This window comes from Paenibacillus sp. LS-5, from assembly GCF_056121505.1.
In genome coordinates this window covers 103,711-122,587 of the sequence record NZ_JBWAVA010000015.1, presented here as the reverse complement: position 1 = coordinate 122,587, position 18,877 = coordinate 103,711, and the positions used below count along the sequence as shown (strand labels likewise).

Below are 18,877 nucleotides of genomic sequence, written 5' to 3'. Positions count from 1 at the left end.
CCTTAAGTTTGGTGAGTAATACTTCCTGGGAAAGTCATCGTAAATAACCGTCTACGAAAACGTAAATTTAGTTCTGTAATAATTACGCGGCCATCCACAGCCCTGACATGCTTCCAGCCGACATGTGGCCAGCCTCCATGCCCGGGAAGTAACCATTCCCGCCTGATTGCAGTACCTGCACCATCCCAGTACCGACTGTCATCGTCATCTCCGTTTTTGTCTCCTGGCGGAGCAGCTCCAGCATTACTGGCAGCTGGCCTTTTTCATAGGACTCTGCCAGCGCCTGCAGCAGGTTACGGAAATCCAGGTCCTGCGTCAGCGCAGGACCATCGTTATCTGCGAGATCTTTGCGAACGGCGCTGAGCGCCTGCCGCGCCCGGTGTAAGGCTGCTTTTACGGCTCCTCCGGTAGTCTCCAGCCTCTCTGCGGTTTCTTCTGCGGAGTAACCCAGCACATCGCGCATCATGAACACTGTTCTTTGCAGCGGAGACAAATGCCGGATCAACGCCTGAAAAGCGTGCTCGATCTCAGACTGCCCGCCTTCTGGCGATGGACCGGGAATCTGTGTGAGATGGATTGCCGTCAATGCATGCGTGTGTTCCAGCACACGTCTTAGTGAAGCTTTCCGCCGTAGGGTATCAATCCATGTGTTTTTGGCTATTCGCAGCAGCAGTGCTTCGGGATTCGGGTTATCTGCAAATTTTGCATAAGCCAGTGATTTGGTCCAAGTGTCCTGGGCCAGATCCTCGGCCTCAAGGCTGGATCTAGTCAAAGACAGGCAATATCGGAACAAAGTCTCTCGAAGTGACAGCAAGCTGCTGTTATCCGTTAGTTCTCCGGTGTTGAACGTTTCAAGGATCGACACTTGCGATCATCTCCTTTTTGTTAACTATCCTGAGCTTTCTGTTGCCTCTATTATATAAACGATCCGCTCAATGTAAAGGATACGCTGCATTTACAGTTATTTTGAAAGAGAATAGCGTATCTTTTCCAGGGCTCCATTCGTCTGCAGAGTATTAAATCCAAGGAGGCATGAACATGAGTATTATTCCTTATGTCATTGAACAAACAAGCAGAGGCGAGCGGTCCTACGATATTTATTCCCGGCTGCTGAAGGACCGGATTGTGTTCGTGGGTGCAGCCATCGACGATCAGCTGGCGAATAGCATCATTGCACAGTTGCTCTTCCTGGCGGCAGATGAGCCGGATAAGGATATCCAGATGTATATCAACAGCCCGGGAGGCTCGACTACCGCAGGCTTCGGCATTTATGATACGATGCAGGTAATCAAACCGCAGGTCAGTACGATATGCACTGGATTTGCGGCTTCGTTCGCTTCACTCTTGCTGCTGGCTGGAGCTACCGGCAAACGGTATGCCCTGCCAAACAGTGAGATTATGATTCATCAGCCGCATGGCGGTGCTCAGGGCCAGGCTAGCGACATTGCCATCAGTGCCCGCCGTATCCTGCAGATCAGGGAGAAGATTGTGCAGATCAGCGCCGGGCGAACGGGCCAGCCGGCTGAGAAGGTAGCAAAGGATATGGACCGGGATTATTTCATGTCGGCCCAGGAGGCACTGGAATACGGAATTATCGACAAAGTGATTACCAAATTGTAAGTAGAGGAGCGGATTCTGAAATGCTGGAAGCTTTGGTAGGTCAAGAAGTTACCGTTAATTTTCTGGATGGTTCTAGTGTCAGAGGCGGGGTTCTGGAAGAAGTCGACGAGCGGTTCGTGAAATACCGTACGGAATATCAAGTGCTGTATATTCCCATTACCTCCATCCGCGCCGTAGTTGTGGAGACGAAAGAACGCGAGCGTCCGCGGGTTGGGTTCGGGCAATAAGAATTAGCTGGTAAGGGACGACGGAATAATGAAACTGAGATATTTGGGGAGAAATATAGATCAAGCTTCGAAAGGAGCGGTACCATATTCAATATTTAAAATCATTTTTCGAAGATGAGATTTATTATTTTGAGATTGATGAAGAGCAGACGGCTTATCGGCAGATCGTTGCCAGTAAAGGAGGCCCCCACAAAACTTCGGGTAGCCCGGATTTCTATTTAACGGATCAGTCTGTGGAGATGATGGAGGGGGATATTTCTATTGAACGTGCTGAATTTGAGGCCGTTTGGAACACAGCGATGGCTTCCTATCAAGAGGAATGGGCCCGTCTTAGGCAGAGATATTCAACAGGCCAGCAGGTAGCTGGAGCTGTTATGTTTTTTACGATTCATGGTATTCATATTGCTTTATCAGACGGGGGATTTGCAGTCACAGGTTATGAAGCTGTCCGTTCCCGGGTGGATAGCAGCTTCCTGTATCCGCACTATCTCATTGAAGGCACAGTCCAAGGCTGGGATGATGTAAACTGTTGGCTGATAATTGAGAATTGCACCATGAGCGGGGAGAAAGACGGCAAAGAGACCATTTTGCAGTTTTAATGCCTCTGACCAACTAAGAAAGTGCCTCCGAAAAGCTGTTTACAGGCTACCGGAGGCTTCTTTGTTGATCTGTCTTGTGCAAATATCTGTATCCAAAAAAGTGTATATAGAATACACTTTTCTGCTGTTTCTGTCTTACCTTCCCCTTGTCCAGGTTGTAAAACAGCGTACCTAGTAACGTACTGAGCCATGTAACAACAGTTCCTATTCGTTGCTGTGGATACCCCGGGCTATTGGGTCTATGCAAAATAAAGTTCAAAATATCACAGATCCATTTACACCCCACAGGATAAAATATTCACTATTGTCGATGACGGGTATGGGATTAACAGGAATACATATAATAACCCCAAGGAATGGGTGATTCTGGCGGGAAAGAGGCTGGCCGGCGCGATGACAGTTAATATAAGAAGGAAAACGGGTAAAAGAATATATTGCGCCGTTATGAACGATCTGCCTGAGTCGAGCATTCTTGCGAATGGATTGGCGCCTGAACAAATACGGGAAACCGAAAGTGCATATTTATAAGAAATCCTCTACAAGGAGGTGAGCCATTTCATAGCTTTTCAAAAAAAATTATGAAGCAGGCAACTCCTGTGATACAATTATCTAGTTGTCCTGGTCCGTGGAGTACCATTTCTTATAGAGCTTTTACACACCCTGGAAGTTGAAGAAAAAAACGCAGGAAAACAGAGCATTTCAGTGTATTTCCATGCGTTCGTGAGTATTAACGGTGTAAACGTGAGATTTTACAGTCTTGGCATCAAATTTTGTCGTTATTTATTGATTTATTGTGTTGCTTTATGTATAATCAGCCTTGTTGATTTTTCAATTGTAATTTTAGGAGGTAATCTATTTTGGGAAAAGCGTTAATTATTGGCGCTGGCGGTGTAGCGAGCGTTGTTGTTCATAAATGCTGCCAGAACCCGGATGTATTTGAAGAGATCTGCATAGCGAGCAGAACCCTCGCGAAATGTGATGCTCTGAAAGATAAATTGGCCGGAGGCCAGACGAAAATTTCTACGGCTCAGCTTGATGCAGATAACACGGACGAGGTCATCGAACTGATCAAGAGTTTCCAGCCGGATGTCGTGATTAATGTCGCTCTCCCATATCAGGACCTGACCATTATGGATGCCTGCCTGGCAACGGGAGTGCACTATGTCGATACCGCCAACTACGAACCGCAGGATACTGCGAAATTCGAATATTCCTGGCAATGGGCTTACAAAGAAAGATTCGAAAAAGCCGGAATTACCGCGCTGCTCGGCAGCGGCTTTGACCCTGGGGTAACCGGAGTATTCACGGCATATGCGCAAAAACATTATTTTGACGAAATTCACACGATTGATATTGTTGACGCCAATGCGGGTGATCATGGTTATCCGTTCGCGACCAACTTCAATCCTGAGATCAACATTCGTGAAATCACGGCCAATGGACGTTACTTCGAGAATGGCGAATGGATCGAGACGGCTCCATTGTCCGAGAAGAAAGTCTATGATCTCCCGGAGATCGGCCCGAAGGATATCTACCTTCTGTATCATGAAGAGCTGGAATCCCTGGCGGCTAACATCAAAGGCGTGAAGAAAATCCGCTTCTGGATGACCTTCTCGCAGAACTATCTGACCCACCTGAAGGTACTTGAAAATGTAGGCATGACCTCCATTGAGCCGATTATGTATGAAGGCAAGGAGATTATTCCTTTGCAGTTCCTGAAGGCTATCCTGCCTGACCCGGCTTCCCTGGGACCAAGAACCAAAGGCAAAACCAACATCGGCTGCATCATTCAGGGCACGAAAGACGGTCAGCCCAAAACTTATTATGTCTACAATGTCTGCGATCATGAGGAATGCTACAGAGAGGTTGGCTCCCAAGCCATTTCCTACACTACCGGCGTACCTGCGATGATCGGAGCCATGCTTATCATAAAAGGCATCTGGAAGAAACCGGGCGTATACAACGTGGAAGAATTCGATCCGGATCCATTCATGGATGCACTTAACAAACACGGGCTGCCTTGGCAAGAAGATTTCTCGCCGACGCTGCTGGATTAGGGCGTAAGGCAATGAAGGATATAGATATCGATATCAGCAAGCTGCCGTCACCCGCGTATCTGGTCGATGAACGGCTGCTGACGAAGAACCTGGAAACTTTGAATTACGTGCAGGAGCAGACCGGAGCCAAGATTCTTCTGGCGCAAAAAGGCTTCTCCATGCATGCGCTGTACCCGCTGGTCGGCAAGTATCTGCATGGCGTGACCTCCAGCTCCTTGTTCGAAGCAAGACTCGGTTATGAGGAAATGGGCAAGGAGGTGCATGTCTACGCACCTGCTTATATGGACCGTGAATTTGACGAGCTGCTCACCTACACGGACCACATTGTGTTCAATTCATTTGACCAATGGGCCCGCTTCAAGGAACGGGTGCAGAACGCGCCTAAGAATATCAGCTGCGGGATCCGCGTCAATCCGGAGTATTCCGAGATTGAAGTGCCGCTGTACGATCCTTGTTACAACAACTCCCGAATGGGAGTGACCCTGCCTAATTTCCGGCCGGAGGAACTGGACGGCATCGATGGACTTCATTTCCATACAATGTGTGAACAGAACTCGGATACATTGGAGCGTACACTCAAGGTAGTTGAAGAGAAGTTCGGCCAATACCTGCATGGTATGAAATGGCTCAATTTCGGCGGCGGCCATCACATTACCCGTCCCGATTATGACTTGGATACGCTGATCAAATGCATTCTTCATATGAAGGAAACCTATGATGTGCAGATCTACCTGGAGCCTGGAGAGGCGGTTGCACTGAACACCGGATACCTGGTGGCAACAGTGCTGGATACCATGCGTAACGGCATGGATATCGCCATCCTGGACACTTCGGCCGAATGCCATATGCCGGATGTACTGGCGATGCCGTACCGTCCGGGAATTATCGGAGCTGGTGAACCCGGCGAGTATCCGTACACGTACAGACTCGGCGGTATGACCTGCCTGGCGGGCGATGTCATCGGAGATTATTCGTTCAAGGAGCCGCTGAAGTACGGCGACAAGCTGATTTTCCTCGATATGGCGCATTACTCCATGGTTAAGAATCATATGTTCAACGGTGTGAACCTGCCGGCTATTGCTTCTTACAATGATGAAGAGGGTCTCAAAGTGATCCGTGAATTCGAATACCAGGACTTCAGCAACCGTTTGTCTTAATCCATTATTTGGAGGCGTTCCACTGGCCATTAGGCCGGCTGGGACGCCTTTTTGCTGTTTGCTGTAGCTGTATGGATCACTGAAAGCGAAGAGCATCCGGTTCGGGGAGAAACTCTAACTGTAGAGAATGAACAGCACGAAGCAGGTATGGAATGCTGCTATCGACCGCTAACACGTAAGAGCCTCAGCCCCCACTTTCAGTGGCGGGCTGAGGCTCTTTTGCAGCAGCATAGCCGAGAAAGCAGCCGCAGCTCGGGCTATTTCATTGTGATCTCTATGGTTTCTTCCTGTGGCAGCCAGTTCACCACTGCACCCAGCTGTTCACTGATGAACCGCAGGGGCAGATAAACCGTTCCGTTCACGATAAAAGGCGGCGTGGGCAGCGTAACGCTTTTATTATTGAGCGAAGTCGCTCCGGTTACGGTGTTAATGGTGATGGACAGCGCCGGTTTGTCTGCGGTGTTTCGGGTAATGATCACCATTTTATCTACTTTATAGCTGGTGGCTCCCGGTTTGGTAGCGGGTAGAGTCTGAACATTCTCCTGATAATCCACCTTGGCGCCAAGCTTGTCGAAGAGGGAACGAAGCGGAACAAAGTTCTGGCTGCTGCGTGTGATCACACCATTCGTCAGGTTAACCCGCTCGCCGTTCAACGACACTGAAATGGGCTTTTGCATCGGCATGGGTTTATGGTAGTTGAACTCATATTCCCCGTTGCCGAACTGTGCGTTTTTGTTGACGCCCCAGCCCCAGAGGGTGCCGTCTGTTTTTTGCATAATCACATAACGTCCGCCACCCTTGATCGATTCTATATCTGATGCCAGCAGCCCGAACTCTGCATTTGCAGACAGCAACTGCTCTTCAACCGAGGCGGTATAGACCTTGTGCTCTGAGGTTAGCGCTACGATAGAACGTTCAACCATATAGGCATCGGTCACATTCTGGATGCCTGAGAACAAGACGGGGACCGCCTGGTTATGGTAAGTAGTACTGTCTGAAACCCCGGTAACCGTCTGGCCCCAGAACCAGAGCCTAGCCTTACTGTCAATGGCCAGCAGAGCATGTCCGCTGTACCGGATGCTGTTAATATTGGAGAGGCCGAATAACGGGACAGGTGTAATGATAGCCGGATCGCCCATTGTCTCTGGCTCATAGAGAGATTGGACCGGCCAGGTCCATACGGTCTTGTCTTTGCGGAGTGCATAATTGTTCTGCAGCTGAATGACATCGTTGAGACCAGGAATCTGCTGAAAGGTAGCAAGATTATCATAGGAAGACCACACGGTTCCATCTTTCTTAAGGAAGAGATAACGCGTCCAGTGCCCGTCCTTATTATCCTCAAAATAACCGGCAATCTGTGCCACCTGATCAATGCCTGATTCCAGCGTAAAGGCAGTAGAGTTCATCCGGTTATTCTCGTACGTATGAGTTGAACTAAAAATGCTTCCATCCCCGGTAACAGCTATTGTCCGATCTCCCAGTGTAATATAGTCCGTAAGATTCTTCATTTGTTCGAGAGGGGTGGGCTGCATCGCTAGAGTGGATGCTGAGGTCTCCACCTTCCAGACCGTTTGATCCCGGCTCACCGCGAACAGTCCGTCGAGTGGCATATTGAATGAGCTCTGCACATTCTCTATACCCGGTACCTCAGTCGGTACCGACCTGCTGTCGCTCCAGACCCACAGGCTTCCATCCGTCTTGATCAAATAATCTGCGCCATAAGAAGCAATGCTGGATGCAGTAGAAGTGTCCTGGGCAGCTTCGGCAAATGCGGAGGACACACTTAAGGAAGCTGTCAGACTCAGCGCCAGGCTGAGCTTTATGATCCATCTTTTCATACGGTTATCCCTCATCTCATTAGAGTGAATATGGTGGTGCATGTTCGTAAATGGAAAATATTATCTGCAGTTTAGACGCGAAGCAAGCGTGAAAAGTTTCACCAGAAATTTAAACACTTCTGGACAGCTCTCTGTGATACAATAATTTAGTCTGTTTTTTAAGGGATCTGGGCAGGCTCCGGAGTTACAATCCATTACTTGGAGCCCACTCCGGGATTGACCGTATTTGAGGAGGATAACAGCGTTAATGGAACATGCACCTTTTATTGCAGTAGAGGGCCCGATCGGAGCCGGCAAAACCACACTAGCCACGATGCTGTCCGGTGAACTACAGCTTCCGGTAATTAAAGAAATCGTGGATGAGAATCCTTTTCTGGGCAAGTTCTATCAGAATATGGATGACTGGAGCTTTCAACTGGAGATGTTTTTTCTCTGCAATCGTTACAAGCAGCTTGAAGATACGGTGAACCAGTACTTAGATAAGGGAAAAGCGGTCATTTCGGATTATCATATTTATAAGAATCTGATCTTTGGCGAACGTACATTGAAGGGGACGAAGCGGGACAAATACCGGGAAATCTACCATGTACTGACCGATGATCTTCCGAAGCCGGATATCATTCTCTACATTCGTGCCGACCTCGATACTTTACTGAGACGCATCGCAAAGCGCGGGCGTTCATTCGAGGAGGAGATTGCACCCGCTTATTTGCAGCAGTTAATCGAGGATTATGATGTAGCCATGGCCTCGCTGGCACTTTCAGAGCCGTCTACCGTCATTGTCACCATCGATGGAAACCAGGTCGATTTTGTGGAGAACCAGGAAGACTTCGCCGCAATCGCCGGACATTTAAAGGAGCTTATGTAATGAACCCATACAACATTCCGGACAACGCCATTATTACGGTAGCCGGCACAGTAGGCGTCGGTAAATCGACGTTGACTGCGGCTCTGGCTGAGCGTCTGAACTTCCAGACTTCGCTGGAGCAGGTGGACCATAATCCATACTTGGAGAAGTTCTATCATGATTTTGAAAGATGGAGCTTCCATCTGCAAATATATTTCCTGGCCGAACGTTTCAAAGAGCAGAAGAAGATGTTCGAGCTGGGCGGCGGGTTTGTGCAGGACCGTTCGATCTATGAGGACACCGGTATTTTTGCCAAAATGCATGCGGATCAGGGTACCATGTCCAAGACCGACTATGACACCTATACCAGCCTGTATGAGGCTATGGTGATGACACCGTATTTCCCGCATCCGGACGTGCTGATCTACATCGAAGGCAGCTTGCCCTCGATCCTGTCCCGCATTCATGAACGGGGACGCGAGATGGAGATCCAGACCGATGTCTCCTACTGGGAGCACATGCACGGCCGCTATTCTCAGTGGATCAATGAATTCAGCGCCTGTCCGGTACTGCGCCTGAATATTGACGATTATGATGTGTTGGATCCGGGCTCAATGGAGGAGATTCTCCTGAAGGTTGGCGCTGCCATTGGCAGGGCGCCGGTGGGGAAGTAAAATAGCAGAACAATAAATTTCAGAAAAATGAATCAGGATGCCGGAAGCGTCTCCCCATGTTACAATATATGAACATAAATAATGGATGGGGTGATTTTAGTTGAAGTACGATTTTAACCGTATCATTAACCGCCGCAATACCCGCTCATACAAATGGGATCAGTCCGAGAAGCTGTTCGGAGACAAGGAGATTCTTCCGCTCTGGGTAGCCGATATGGATTTTGAGAGCCCGCCTGCCGTGAAGGAAGCCATTCTGCGGCGCGTAGAGGAGGGAATATACGGTTATAGTGTAACGAGTGATTCCTACAAAGAGGCGATTGTCGGCTGGTACCGCAGACGCCATGATTGGGAGATCCAAAAGGAATGGATTACCGATTCCCCCGGTATCGTTACTTCACTTAGCCTGTCGGTAGAGCTGTTCAGCAATCCGGGAGATCAGGTGATTCTGCAATCGCCGGTCTATTATCCCTTTTATGATGTGATCCGGATGAATGACCGTAAGGTGGCTATCAACCCCCTGAAGCTTGAAGACGGCCATTATGTGATGGATTATGTCCAGCTCGAAGAGCTGATGGCTGGTGGTGCCAAGCTGATGCTGCTGTGCAGTCCCCATAATCCGGGGGGCAGAGTGTGGGAGCGGGATGAGCTGCTGCGTCTTGGAGAGCTATGCCTGCAGTATGGTGTAACCGTGATCTCGGATGAAATCCATTGTGATCTGGCGATGCCGGGCCACAAGCATATTCCATTCGCTTCTTTGTCGCAGGAGCTGTCGGATATTACACTAACCACCCTGGCAGCGACCAAGACATTTAATCTGCCAGGTTTGCAAACCTCCTACATCGTAACCTCCAATCCTGAACTTAGACGGAAATTTGAGTACAAGCTTAAGACACTCAGCCTGCACATGTCTGCTTTCTTTACGCCTGAGGCTGTAGAAGCAGCCTACAATGAAGGCGAGGAGTGGCTGGACGAGCTGGTGCAGCACGTCAGCGGTAATGCGGAGTATGCCATCGGTTATCTTGGAGAGCATCTGCCCCAAGTGAAACCAATGACGCCTGAAGCCACTTACCTGCTATGGATCGATTGCCGTGCCCTCGGGCTGGATGCAGACGGCCTGAAAAAGCTCATGTACCGTGAGGCTAAGGTCGCGTTTAACGAAGGTTCAGTATTTGGGACAGAGGGCCAAGGCCATCTGCGCATTAATCTGGCTTGTCCGCGTTCCCTTCTTGCTGAAGCCCTGGAGCGTTTCTGTCAGGCTGCTGCACCTTATGTAAAATAAGAATAGATTGTTTATAGGTCCGCTGAATCTCACTGGAACAGGTATGTTCAGGAGAGTAAGCGGACTTTTTGTAGATAAGTTCTACAAATAGAGAGACATAATAGGAGTGGAGATTATAACGATGAGTACAACCCGAATGATTATAGACTGCGATACCGGAATTGATGATGCTCTTGCCATACTGTACGCGTTGCGGACTCCGGGCGTTGTGGTTGAAGGCATTACTACAGTTTTTGGGAATATTGATGTGGCCCAGGCGGCAGACAATACGCTCAGACTTCTGGCGCTTGCGGATCCGGGGTATGAAGTTCCGGTTGCCATCGGCGCTTCCCGGGCCTTGGTCCGTGAGCTTACAGGCTTCTCCACCCATGTCCATGGCGAAAATGGCATCGGCGGAGTTCAGCTTCCTCCTTCCACCCAGCGCCCGGTGAGCGAGACAGCGGCAGAATTTATTGTACGACTGGCGAATGAGCATCCGGGCGAGATTGTGCTGGTTACGCTTGGACGCTTGACCAATCTGTCGCTGGCGCTTGATCTGGACCCTGAACTTACAGGCAAGCTGAAGAAGGTAGCTGTTATGGGCGGTACCATCTTCAAGCCAGGGAATGTCACGCCTGTTGCAGAGGCTAATATTTGGGGCGACCCCGAAGCGGCTGACCGGGTATTCACTTCAGGGCTGCCGGTGCTGATGGTTGGACTGGACGTTACGCTGAAGACTCGTATTACTACAGAACATCTGGAACTTCTCAAGCGGTTCGGGCGGCCGGAGTGCAAAGACATCATTCAATTCATGGATGAGTCACTGGCATTTTATTTTAATTTTTACCGGGAAACTAATTATCTCATCAACAGTGCGCCGCTGCATGATCCGCTGGCTCTAATGGCTGCGCTGCAGCCGGACCTGCTGACCTGCCGGCAGATGAAAGTGCGTGTGGAGCATCAGGGGGAGCATACCGCTGGTATGGTGGTCGCTGATCTGCGGGCGCAGCCCAAAGTAGGAGAGTTCATCGAGGTAGCAGTGGATGTGGACGCCGAACGGGCAGTGGGAGTCTTTCTTAGCGCATTCATGTAGGGCGGATGGTGACAATCTATTAACTTGCTATAAATACCTTCTTTGGTAAAATGATAGGGGTAAAGCTGGTTGAGAGATTTGAAATCATCCTACAGATTGGGGAATTGAGCAATGAAGCGTATAGCTACAATAGTATTGTGCGCGGCGATAGCAACGACAGGGTTGGCATCCTTTCCTGCAAAGGATGCTCAGGCTGCAGCAGGTGGTGTAAGCATTGTGCTCGACGGTTACCCGCTTCCGTTTCCAGTAGAACCTGCAGTAATGAACGGAACCACCATGGTGCCTTTTCGGGCGATATCCGAAGCACTGGGTGTAAAGGTGGAATGGAATCAGGCAGCCAAACAGATTACCGCTACAAAAACCGATTCGTCAGGCACCCAAAAAGTCATTCTTACTCTGGGCAAACCAAGCGCGTCTGTTAATGGTGCAGCGGTAAAGCTGGCCGTTGCCCCGCAGAATGTCCGCGGCACAACGATGATTCCGCTCAGCTTTTTTGGTCAGCAGTTCGGCGCAGGTGTAACCTGGAGTCAGACCACCAAGACAGTCTCGATCACCTCACCTAAGAATGATATATATACGCTAGGTTTCTACGCGCAAGGCGCATACAGCGAAGTTTCGCTGATTCCGGATTTTGATGCCGTTGCCTTTGGATGGAGCCGGATTGACCGTAGTGGACTATACACGACCTCCGGCACGGAGTTCAGATGGCCGCAGGCAGCCGGTGATGTTACACCGGAATCCATCGTCCAGAATGCTGCTGCAGGGGGGACCGCTCCTTATCTGATGGTATATTCAGGCGACAAGGAGCTGGAGCTGACCCGCAATATGGAGGATCTGCAGCTTCAGCAGCAGACGATAGCAGGAATTGTGGACACCGCGACGCAGAAGGGTTTTCAGGGGATTGCCCTCGACCTGGAAGGGCTTGGAATGACCGGAGATAAGGCACTGGTGCAGAGTCAATATAATACCTTTGTCAAGAACCTGTCTGCCCGGGCAAAAGCGGCGAACCTGAAACTTACAGTTATTCTTCATCCCCTCAACAGCTCATACAAAGGATATGATTACAAGACACTGGCCTCGATTGCCGACGACCTGGTCATTATGGCATATGCTTATGAAGGTGAGACCGGGCCGGAGCCGATGAACAAGGTCGATGAATCCATCCGTCTTGCCCTGCAGCAGGTCAGCAAGGACAAGCTGATTCTTGGCATTTCGGTATACAGTGAGAACGAAACCTCGGTCAATGCCAAAATCGGCCTGGCCAAACGTTATGGCCTTAAGGGCATCGCCATCTGGCGTCTGGGTCTGATCGGTCAACCGGTATTAAGCGAGATGGGGAAATCAGTAGAATTGTAGACCATGCGATGTTGGATTCTTACCTGTCTATTAAAATGAAGCCATGAAAGCCACTCATGCACCGCTGAGTGATTTTCATGGCTTTTTGTTGTTGAGCTTCATCACAACAAATGTCACATTAACCTGTTCGGCAAACCTGTATAATTTTTAAGGTTGACCTTTGTACACCTGCAACCCAAATGTTGTGGATAGACAACGATGATATTTTATTTTCAGGAGGACTATGGAGCATGAGCATGAAATATAAATCACTTGAGCTGGACAAACCGCTGACGTATGAGCTGGAAGGGCTGGAGGTTGGGGTAACCTCGAACTGCAATTTCCGCTGTGATTACTGCTGCGCTTATAACAGAAATGACGGACAGAGTATTAAGGGCAAGGAAGTGATCCGCATCCTGGAGGATCTGCCAAATCTCAAGAGAGTCCGTCTTTCCGGCGGCGAAGTGACCTTGAAGTTTCAGGATTGTCTGGAGATTGTCAGCTACTGTACCTCCCGGGGCATTCAGACCCAGCTGAATTCCAATGGCAGTCTTCTGACCGAGGAGCGGATTGGGCAGTTGGTCGATGCAGGACTGACTACGATCCATATCTCCTTCAACTTTACAACCGCCGAGGCCTTCTCGCGCTACTATAATATCCACACCAGCATCTATGATAAAATCCGTGAGAACATTACAATGTTCGCCAAGACGAGTGTCGATGTGGTACTGGAGACCCTGCTGTTTAACGAGACGCAGGATCATATGCAGGAAATCAGCGATCATGTGTATGCGATGGGGGTAAGAACACATGAAATCCAGAATAGTATTATTATGGGTCATACCGGCTGGAAGGCGATCGCTGCCCGCGAACAATTGAAGAATGCAGTAAGTGAGCTGATTGCCCGCAAAAAAGAGGATACCACTCTCTACTTCACCTGTATGGACCGATTTATGGAGGCGCTGGGCTTCCAGGAGCAGCCTGGAGTATATTTCCCGCACTGCATTGAAGGCAAGAAACAGCTTCACCTGCACGGCAATGGCGATATTCTGATCTCCGAGCTGTGTCATCCGGTAATTATCGGCAATATTTATAACGGCACCTCGTTAAAAGATCTCTACAGCAACATGCCTGCACCGCTGTCTGAATTCCTTGATAAACTGCCTTGCCCGGCGCTGGATGCGTTGTTCCCGGAAGGCGTCTGAAGCGTTGTTAGCAAGCTGTGACTGCTGTGGAGTTGGGAGTTTAGGATAATAACCATATACAAGACCGTGGCGTAAACGCTGCGGTTATTTTTCTGTTTTTTTCATCCCAATAATGAAAGTTTTCATGTATAATCATCAAAAGATTCAGTACATACAAAGGGACAAGGATTGGGAGGACTTTAAGATGATTTACGGTTTTTTGCTGCTGCTGCTGGCTTGTTGTTTCCAGGGCAGCTTCGGACTGGGGATGAAGAAGTACCAGCCGTTCTCCTGGGAAGCGTTCTGGGCAGTGTTTTCCCTGGTGGGGATTCTGATTATACCGGTACTGTGGACCTGGATTGAAGTCCCTGACTTCTTCCGTTATATCCGCCAGACCTCTTCGGATGTGCTGTGGACCGCTTCCTTCTGCGGCTTCCTTTGGGGCATCAGCTCGATTATGTTCGGCAAAGCCATCGACTCCATTGGAGTATCCCTTACATATGGTGTGAACATGGGTATTTCGGCATCTCTGGGATCACTGATTCCGTTATTTATCTTCGGCAACATTCCGGCGGCAGGCCCGTTCACAGTGCTGCTGATCGGTACAGCGGTTATGCTGACGGGGGTGGCGGTCATTACCAAGGCCGGATTGTTAAAAGAAAAAATCATTACTGCCTCCGGCCAGGGAAAGGGCAGCGGCAGCAATCTGACCAAAGGCCTGATTATTGCTTCTGTAGCCGGATTGGGCTCAGCAGCAATGAATATCGGATTTTCCTATGCGAATCAGACTGTGGATATTGCGGTTGCCCACGGTACAGCCAAAATCAGCGCCAGTCTGATATCCTGGGTAATTACATTATCTGGCGGCTTTGTCGCCAACTTTGTGTATGCTGTACTATTGTTAATCAAGAATGGTACCTACAGAGATTATGCGGCCAAAGGCGCGGGCAAGGCATATGGCAAAGCGCTTCTGACCGCTGCTGTCTGGTATCTGGCGCTTGGACTATATGCCAAAGCTACAGCTTTGCTTGGACCACTTGGCGCTGTGGTCGGATGGCTGGCCTTTAACGGATTATCCTTAATCATCAGCAACGCCTGGGGGCTTAAGGATGGAGAATGGAAGGGATTTGCCGCTCCCAAAAAACTGCTGCTATGGGGGAACATTGTCCTGATTCTATCCTGGGTTGTTGTAGGAATTGCCAATAGTATGGCCTGAATATATGGGGATCAACAAGCATCTAAGCCGGAGAACTTCCGTGCAAGATGCTTGTTTTCTTTTAAGTGTGACAAAAGTCCTGAATTTTTATATCTTAAATCTCGACAAAATGTGATAATATTCCCTAAATATCTCCATGAAAATATTAACAATACTTGTTTTAAATCCGATAATTATTGTAACAAATGTTACGGTTTTAGATTGAGTATCCAATAGTTGAGTAGATTAAGGTGGAAGGAAGTAGAAGAAGATGAAGATTCGGATGAAACTTTCGGTTTTGATGATTGTCGTTACACTGATTTCAACGTTAATAATGGGGGTTTTTACGTACAGCAAATCTACCAAGACTATTCTGAATCTGACTGAAACCGCAATGGGTCAGGTCAACACCAACAAAGGGCAGACCATTGAAGCGATGATTGACAAAGAGAAGCGGAATATGGCACTTGTTGCGGGCCAATCTGAAATTGCTGAATTGCTGCTGAAGTCTGGGGACGGCAGTCTTGCCAGTACAGGGGATCCGCTGCAGACTGAGGTAAATACTAGACTTCAACAGATGGTGAAGGACGCAGGCAATCTGGAGCATATGTTTGTGGTCAACATGAAGGGAATTGGCATTGCCGATAGTGATACCAAGCTGGTAGGAACAGACTTCAGTGAAAGAAGCTACACTAAGAATGTGCTGAAGACCGCAGGACCAGTAATCAGTGAAACGCTAAAGTCCAAGTCTACTGGTGCATATGTTCTCGCATTTGTACATCCAGTAATGAGTGACGGCAAAATGATCGGATTCGTGGCATCAGCAGTCAATACGAAGAGTATCATTAAGTATTTGTCCGATGCCAAAGTGGCCAATGCACCGTCTTCCTATGCTTACCTTCTGGACGAGACGGGGAATATGCTGTTTCATCCAGATGAATCCAAGATTGGTACACCGGTCGAGAATGCTCAGATTAAGGCAGTAGTGGAGCAGGTAAAAGCCGGAAAGACGGTTGCGGATGGCAATGTACAATATACATACAAGGGAGCAGAGAAAAAAGCTGCCTACAGCGTTCTCCCCGATACGAGATGGATACTGGTGCTGACTGGTGATCTCGATGAAATTATGCAGCCGGTTAACAATATGACAAAATTCATTATTCTGCTGGCTCTTGGGAGCCTGCTGCTGTCCTTGGTTGTTGGGATTTCTGTGGCGACCCGGATCTCTTCGCCGATCGTTAAGTTGACGGAGCTGATTAACCGCACCGCGGAGCTGGACCTCAGGTACGATAAGCAATATGAATATCTGTTGAAAAATAAAGACGAAACCGGAATAATCGCCAAATCCATGGTTCATACGAGAGCGGTGCTCCGGGAGATGGCAGGCAGCCTGGTTACCATTTCCACGAAGGTGCTGGACAATGCCGAGACGCTGGAAAAGCTGTCTGATGACGTACGCGAGAATGCCCACGATAATTCGGCGACTACAGAACAGCTGTCGGCAGGGATGGAAGAAACCGCCGCCTCTACGCAGGAGATGTCAGCTGCTATTCATGAAATTGAGAGTAATGTCCGCAGCATTTCCGGTCGGGTGAAGGAAGGTGCCGGTGTATCCGGTCAGATTACCGAGCGGGCGCTTGCGCTGCAGCATGATGCCACTGAGTCCATAGACAATGCCAAACGCATCTATGAATCGGTTCGTGTAGAGATGGAAAAAGCCATTGAGCAGTCTGGAGCGATTCATGAAATCAACGTACTTGCAGATACGATTCTCTCGATTACAAGCCAGACCAATCTGCTCGCTCTAAATGCGGCCATTGAAGCAGCACGGGCTGGAGAAGCTGGACGTGGTTTTGCTGTTGTAGCAGGTGAAATCCGCAAGCTGGCCGAGAAATCCTCCGAAACGGCGGCAGGCATTCAAGAAGTTGTGAATAATGTCTATTCATCTGTAGAGCAAATGAAGGGGAATTCGGAAGCCATACTTGAATTTATCGATCATAATGTTCTGGGTGATTATGAGCGGCTTGCAGAGGTCAGCAAACAATACAATAGCGACGCATCCGACATCGATGAGCTAATGAGTCAGTTCGGGGAAGCCGCCGACCATTTGAGCGAGACAGTGTCCAGTGTAGCAACTGCGGTCAATGAAGTCGCGGCCACAGTGAATGAAGGTGCGATCGGTGTGCAGGATATTGCTGAGAAAACTGCGGATATCGTAGAGAAAACCCTGCTTGAAAGTAAGATGGCCGATGAAAATACGCAGAGTGCGAAAGAGCTGCAGGGTTTGGTAGAGAAATTCAAAATTTAAGCGGTTTAAGGCAATCTTTAGCTTGCTTTCATCTTGATTTAAGCTTAGGGGTATATATTGAATTCATAACCCCCCTTTAATATAATTTTTGGCCCCGCCGTTCGAAGGCGGGGTCCTTTTTTTTGTTTTTTTTAACAGAGGAACCGCCATACATCGCGGGGATTTGGTCCATACTGATACCAAGAGGTGAGGATCATAGCTGAGATCATGCTTGTAGAAGGAGAAGAAGGAAGCCGGAGCATCAAGGGCAAAACCGATCGGGTGTTCATGAAGAATGAACGGTTGCGTTTGTTGCAGGAGAACTATATATTGCAGCTAATCAAGGATGAATGGAGCAATCTGTCAGTAGTCAGGAAACGTCTGCAGCAGCTCCAGTTGGGTCCACTGGCAGCAGAAGATTTGAAGCTGCAGATTGCCGCTGTGGAGATTGGGTTGCCCCCGGATCAAAGGACGGATCACCAGGAGCGCAAGAACCTCGTGAAGCTGGCATTTAAGGAGAACTGCCGGGAGATGTCCGCCAGGTGGAAAGGAATCTATCCGTTCGGTAATGAATTCAACTCCGGGATCATGTATTTTGTTGTTATTTTGAAATCAGGACCTGAGCATTCCTGCAAAACACAGCGGTTCGTAGAGGAACTGAAGCAGAGCACAGCCAGCCATCTGAAGCTGGAATGCGCAGCAGGAATTGGGCAGCAAGTAAAGGGATTGAAGCGGTTAAAGAATGCTTATACCTCGTGCATGTTCTCTTGGAACCAGAGCCCCCATTACAAGGAAGCGGAAGGTGAACGCAGGCAGGTGCGGGAGCTGATGCAGTTTTTTACTCCTGAAGTAGAACGCATGCTGACCCAAGTGATCGAAAATCTGGATATGAACACTTTGCGTCTGCATCTTGATGCCCTTTTCAGCAGCGAAAGACCGATGTTCATCTCTACCTTTCTGGCTCTGCGGCTGCTTCTGGTATTCAGCTCGATTGCCCAAAAGTTCGAGCTCGGCGGCTCTGCTGTGCAGAAATATCTATGGAAATGCCAGATGAGTATAGCTGATTACCAGTCCCGTGAAGGACTTCGGGAGAAGATGGAAGAGCTGGCGCTGCTTGTGATGGATGAAGTGCAGAAAGTCCGCTTCTCCAGCGGCCGGCATATGATCGAAGCCGTCCGGAAAGATATCAGGGAGCATTTCTGCTGCGAACAGGATCTTTCATCTCTGGCAGAGAGATTTCATTTTAATGCGGCTTATTTGTCGGGGCTGTTCAAGCAGCATGTCGGTATACCCATAGACGATTATATTACCAGGCTGCGGATGGCCGAGGCTGAGCAGCTTCTGCAGGAAAATAAACTGAAGGTAGCCGATATTGCCATGTATACCGGGTATTCCAGCTTCACCGATTTCTGTAGTTCATTCAAGAAATACAGCGGCAAGAACCCCAAGGACTACCGGGACCGTTATTTGAAGCGGCATGCCCGGAACTGAAGGCAGGTGGCGGTT

At 49.0% G+C, this 18,877-nt stretch carries 16 protein-coding genes; 14 read left to right on the top strand and 2 right to left on the bottom strand.

Going from position 1 to position 18,877, the window contains the following annotated elements:
* Nucleotides 1–82: 82 nt before the first annotated feature.
* The gene (locus tag AC0MA3_RS20185; protein WP_474657487.1) at nucleotides 83–865 is read right to left on the bottom strand and encodes an RNA polymerase sigma factor; all 783 of its coding nucleotides are present in this window, start codon (nucleotides 863–865) and stop codon (nucleotides 83–85) included.
* Between the two features lie 173 nt (nucleotides 866–1,038).
* Here AC0MA3_RS20185 and clpP point away from each other — a divergent pair, with 173 nt between their 5' ends.
* The 5 genes from clpP to nspC all read left to right on the top strand — a co-directional run bounded on the left by clpP (nucleotide 1,039) and on the right by nspC (nucleotide 5,660).
* Entirely contained in the window at nucleotides 1,039–1,620 is a 582-nt protein-coding gene (gene clpP, locus AC0MA3_RS20180; protein ID WP_474657486.1) for an ATP-dependent Clp endopeptidase proteolytic subunit ClpP, read from the top strand.
* 20 nt (nucleotides 1,621–1,640) lie between these two features.
* Nucleotides 1,641–1,847: a hypothetical protein gene (locus AC0MA3_RS20175; RefSeq protein WP_379153910.1), complete on the top strand. Its 207-nt coding sequence runs from the start codon at nucleotides 1,641–1,643 to the stop codon at nucleotides 1,845–1,847.
* A gap of 233 nt (nucleotides 1,848–2,080) precedes the next feature.
* Nucleotides 2,081–2,446 carry a hypothetical protein gene (locus AC0MA3_RS20170; RefSeq protein ID WP_474657485.1) on the top strand — a complete coding sequence of 122 codons (366 nt, stop codon included), beginning with the start codon at nucleotides 2,081–2,083 and terminating at the stop codon, nucleotides 2,444–2,446.
* An 857-nt stretch (nucleotides 2,447–3,303) separates the two neighbouring features.
* On the top strand, nucleotides 3,304–4,503 hold the full coding sequence (locus AC0MA3_RS20165) for a saccharopine dehydrogenase family protein (RefSeq protein ID WP_379153904.1): 1,200 nt from the start codon (nucleotides 3,304–3,306) through the stop codon (nucleotides 4,501–4,503).
* Between the two features lie 20 nt (nucleotides 4,504–4,523).
* Nucleotides 4,524–5,660: a carboxynorspermidine decarboxylase gene (nspC, locus tag AC0MA3_RS20160; RefSeq protein ID WP_379154221.1), complete on the top strand. Its 1,137-nt coding sequence runs from the start codon at nucleotides 4,524–4,526 to the stop codon at nucleotides 5,658–5,660.
* A gap of 257 nt (nucleotides 5,661–5,917) precedes the next feature.
* Here nspC and AC0MA3_RS20155 read toward each other — a convergent pair whose 3' ends face one another.
* A complete protein-coding gene (locus tag AC0MA3_RS20155; protein WP_474657484.1) occupies nucleotides 5,918–7,498 on the bottom strand; it encodes a stalk domain-containing protein in 1,581 nt (526 codons plus the stop codon).
* A gap of 247 nt (nucleotides 7,499–7,745) precedes the next feature.
* On the opposite strand from AC0MA3_RS20155, the gene AC0MA3_RS20150 reads away from it, so the two are divergent.
* The 9 genes from AC0MA3_RS20150 (at nucleotide 7,746) to AC0MA3_RS20110 (ending at nucleotide 18,862) form a co-directional block, all read left to right on the top strand.
* A complete protein-coding gene (locus AC0MA3_RS20150) occupies nucleotides 7,746–8,366 on the top strand; it encodes a deoxynucleoside kinase (protein WP_474657483.1) in 621 nt (206 codons plus the stop codon).
* Nucleotides 8,366–9,019 (top strand): deoxynucleoside kinase, encoded by a 654-nt coding sequence (locus AC0MA3_RS20145; protein ID WP_379153896.1) that lies wholly within the window; start codon nucleotides 8,366–8,368, stop codon nucleotides 9,017–9,019. The genes AC0MA3_RS20150 and AC0MA3_RS20145 overlap by 1 nt, the downstream gene beginning before the upstream one ends.
* A gap of 100 nt (nucleotides 9,020–9,119) precedes the next feature.
* Nucleotides 9,120–10,298: a MalY/PatB family protein gene (locus AC0MA3_RS20140; RefSeq protein WP_474657482.1), complete on the top strand. Its 1,179-nt coding sequence runs from the start codon at nucleotides 9,120–9,122 to the stop codon at nucleotides 10,296–10,298.
* 121 nt (nucleotides 10,299–10,419) lie between these two features.
* Complete coding sequence (locus AC0MA3_RS20135; RefSeq protein ID WP_474657481.1) at nucleotides 10,420–11,370, top strand: nucleoside hydrolase; 951 nt, start codon at nucleotides 10,420–10,422, stop codon at nucleotides 11,368–11,370.
* Nucleotides 11,371–11,481: 111 nt separating this feature from the next.
* Entirely contained in the window at nucleotides 11,482–12,726 is a 1,245-nt protein-coding gene (locus AC0MA3_RS20130; RefSeq protein WP_474657480.1) for a stalk domain-containing protein, read from the top strand.
* Between the two features lie 230 nt (nucleotides 12,727–12,956).
* Entirely contained in the window at nucleotides 12,957–13,910 is a 954-nt protein-coding gene (locus AC0MA3_RS20125) for a radical SAM protein (protein ID WP_474657479.1), read from the top strand.
* A 184-nt stretch (nucleotides 13,911–14,094) separates the two neighbouring features.
* Nucleotides 14,095–15,105, top strand: coding sequence for an L-rhamnose/proton symporter RhaT (locus AC0MA3_RS20120; RefSeq protein WP_474657478.1), 1,011 nt, complete (start codon nucleotides 14,095–14,097; stop codon nucleotides 15,103–15,105).
* 250 nt (nucleotides 15,106–15,355) lie between these two features.
* The gene (locus tag AC0MA3_RS20115; protein ID WP_379153884.1) at nucleotides 15,356–17,392 is read left to right on the top strand and encodes a methyl-accepting chemotaxis protein; all 2,037 of its coding nucleotides are present in this window, start codon (nucleotides 15,356–15,358) and stop codon (nucleotides 17,390–17,392) included.
* 207 nt (nucleotides 17,393–17,599) lie between these two features.
* Complete coding sequence (locus tag AC0MA3_RS20110; protein ID WP_474657477.1) at nucleotides 17,600–18,862, top strand: helix-turn-helix transcriptional regulator; 1,263 nt, start codon at nucleotides 17,600–17,602, stop codon at nucleotides 18,860–18,862.
* Nucleotides 18,863–18,877 lie beyond the last annotated feature (15 nt).

Bases quoted from the DNA above. Each gene is read 5' to 3' on its own strand.
- AC0MA3_RS20120 (WP_474657478.1), top strand. From the start codon at position 14,095: ATGATTTACGGTTTTTTGCTGCTGCTGCTGGCTTGTTGTTTCCAGGGC.
- AC0MA3_RS20115 (WP_379153884.1), top strand. From the start codon at position 15,356: ATGAAGATTCGGATGAAACTTTCGGTTTTGATGATTGTCGTTACACTG.
- AC0MA3_RS20125 (WP_474657479.1), top strand. From the start codon at position 12,957: ATGAGCATGAAATATAAATCACTTGAGCTGGACAAACCGCTGACGTAT.
- AC0MA3_RS20145 (WP_379153896.1), top strand. From the start codon at position 8,366: ATGAACCCATACAACATTCCGGACAACGCCATTATTACGGTAGCCGGC.
- AC0MA3_RS20135 (WP_474657481.1), top strand. From the start codon at position 10,420: ATGAGTACAACCCGAATGATTATAGACTGCGATACCGGAATTGATGAT.
- AC0MA3_RS20130 (WP_474657480.1), top strand. From the start codon at position 11,482: ATGAAGCGTATAGCTACAATAGTATTGTGCGCGGCGATAGCAACGACA.
- AC0MA3_RS20175 (WP_379153910.1), top strand. From the start codon at position 1,641: ATGCTGGAAGCTTTGGTAGGTCAAGAAGTTACCGTTAATTTTCTGGAT.
- AC0MA3_RS20110 (WP_474657477.1), top strand. From the start codon at position 17,600: ATGCTTGTAGAAGGAGAAGAAGGAAGCCGGAGCATCAAGGGCAAAACC.
- AC0MA3_RS20150 (WP_474657483.1), top strand. From the start codon at position 7,746: ATGGAACATGCACCTTTTATTGCAGTAGAGGGCCCGATCGGAGCCGGC.
- AC0MA3_RS20155 (WP_474657484.1), bottom strand. From the start codon at position 7,498: ATGAAAAGATGGATCATAAAGCTCAGCCTGGCGCTGAGTCTGACAGCT.
- clpP (WP_474657486.1), top strand. From the start codon at position 1,039: ATGAGTATTATTCCTTATGTCATTGAACAAACAAGCAGAGGCGAGCGG.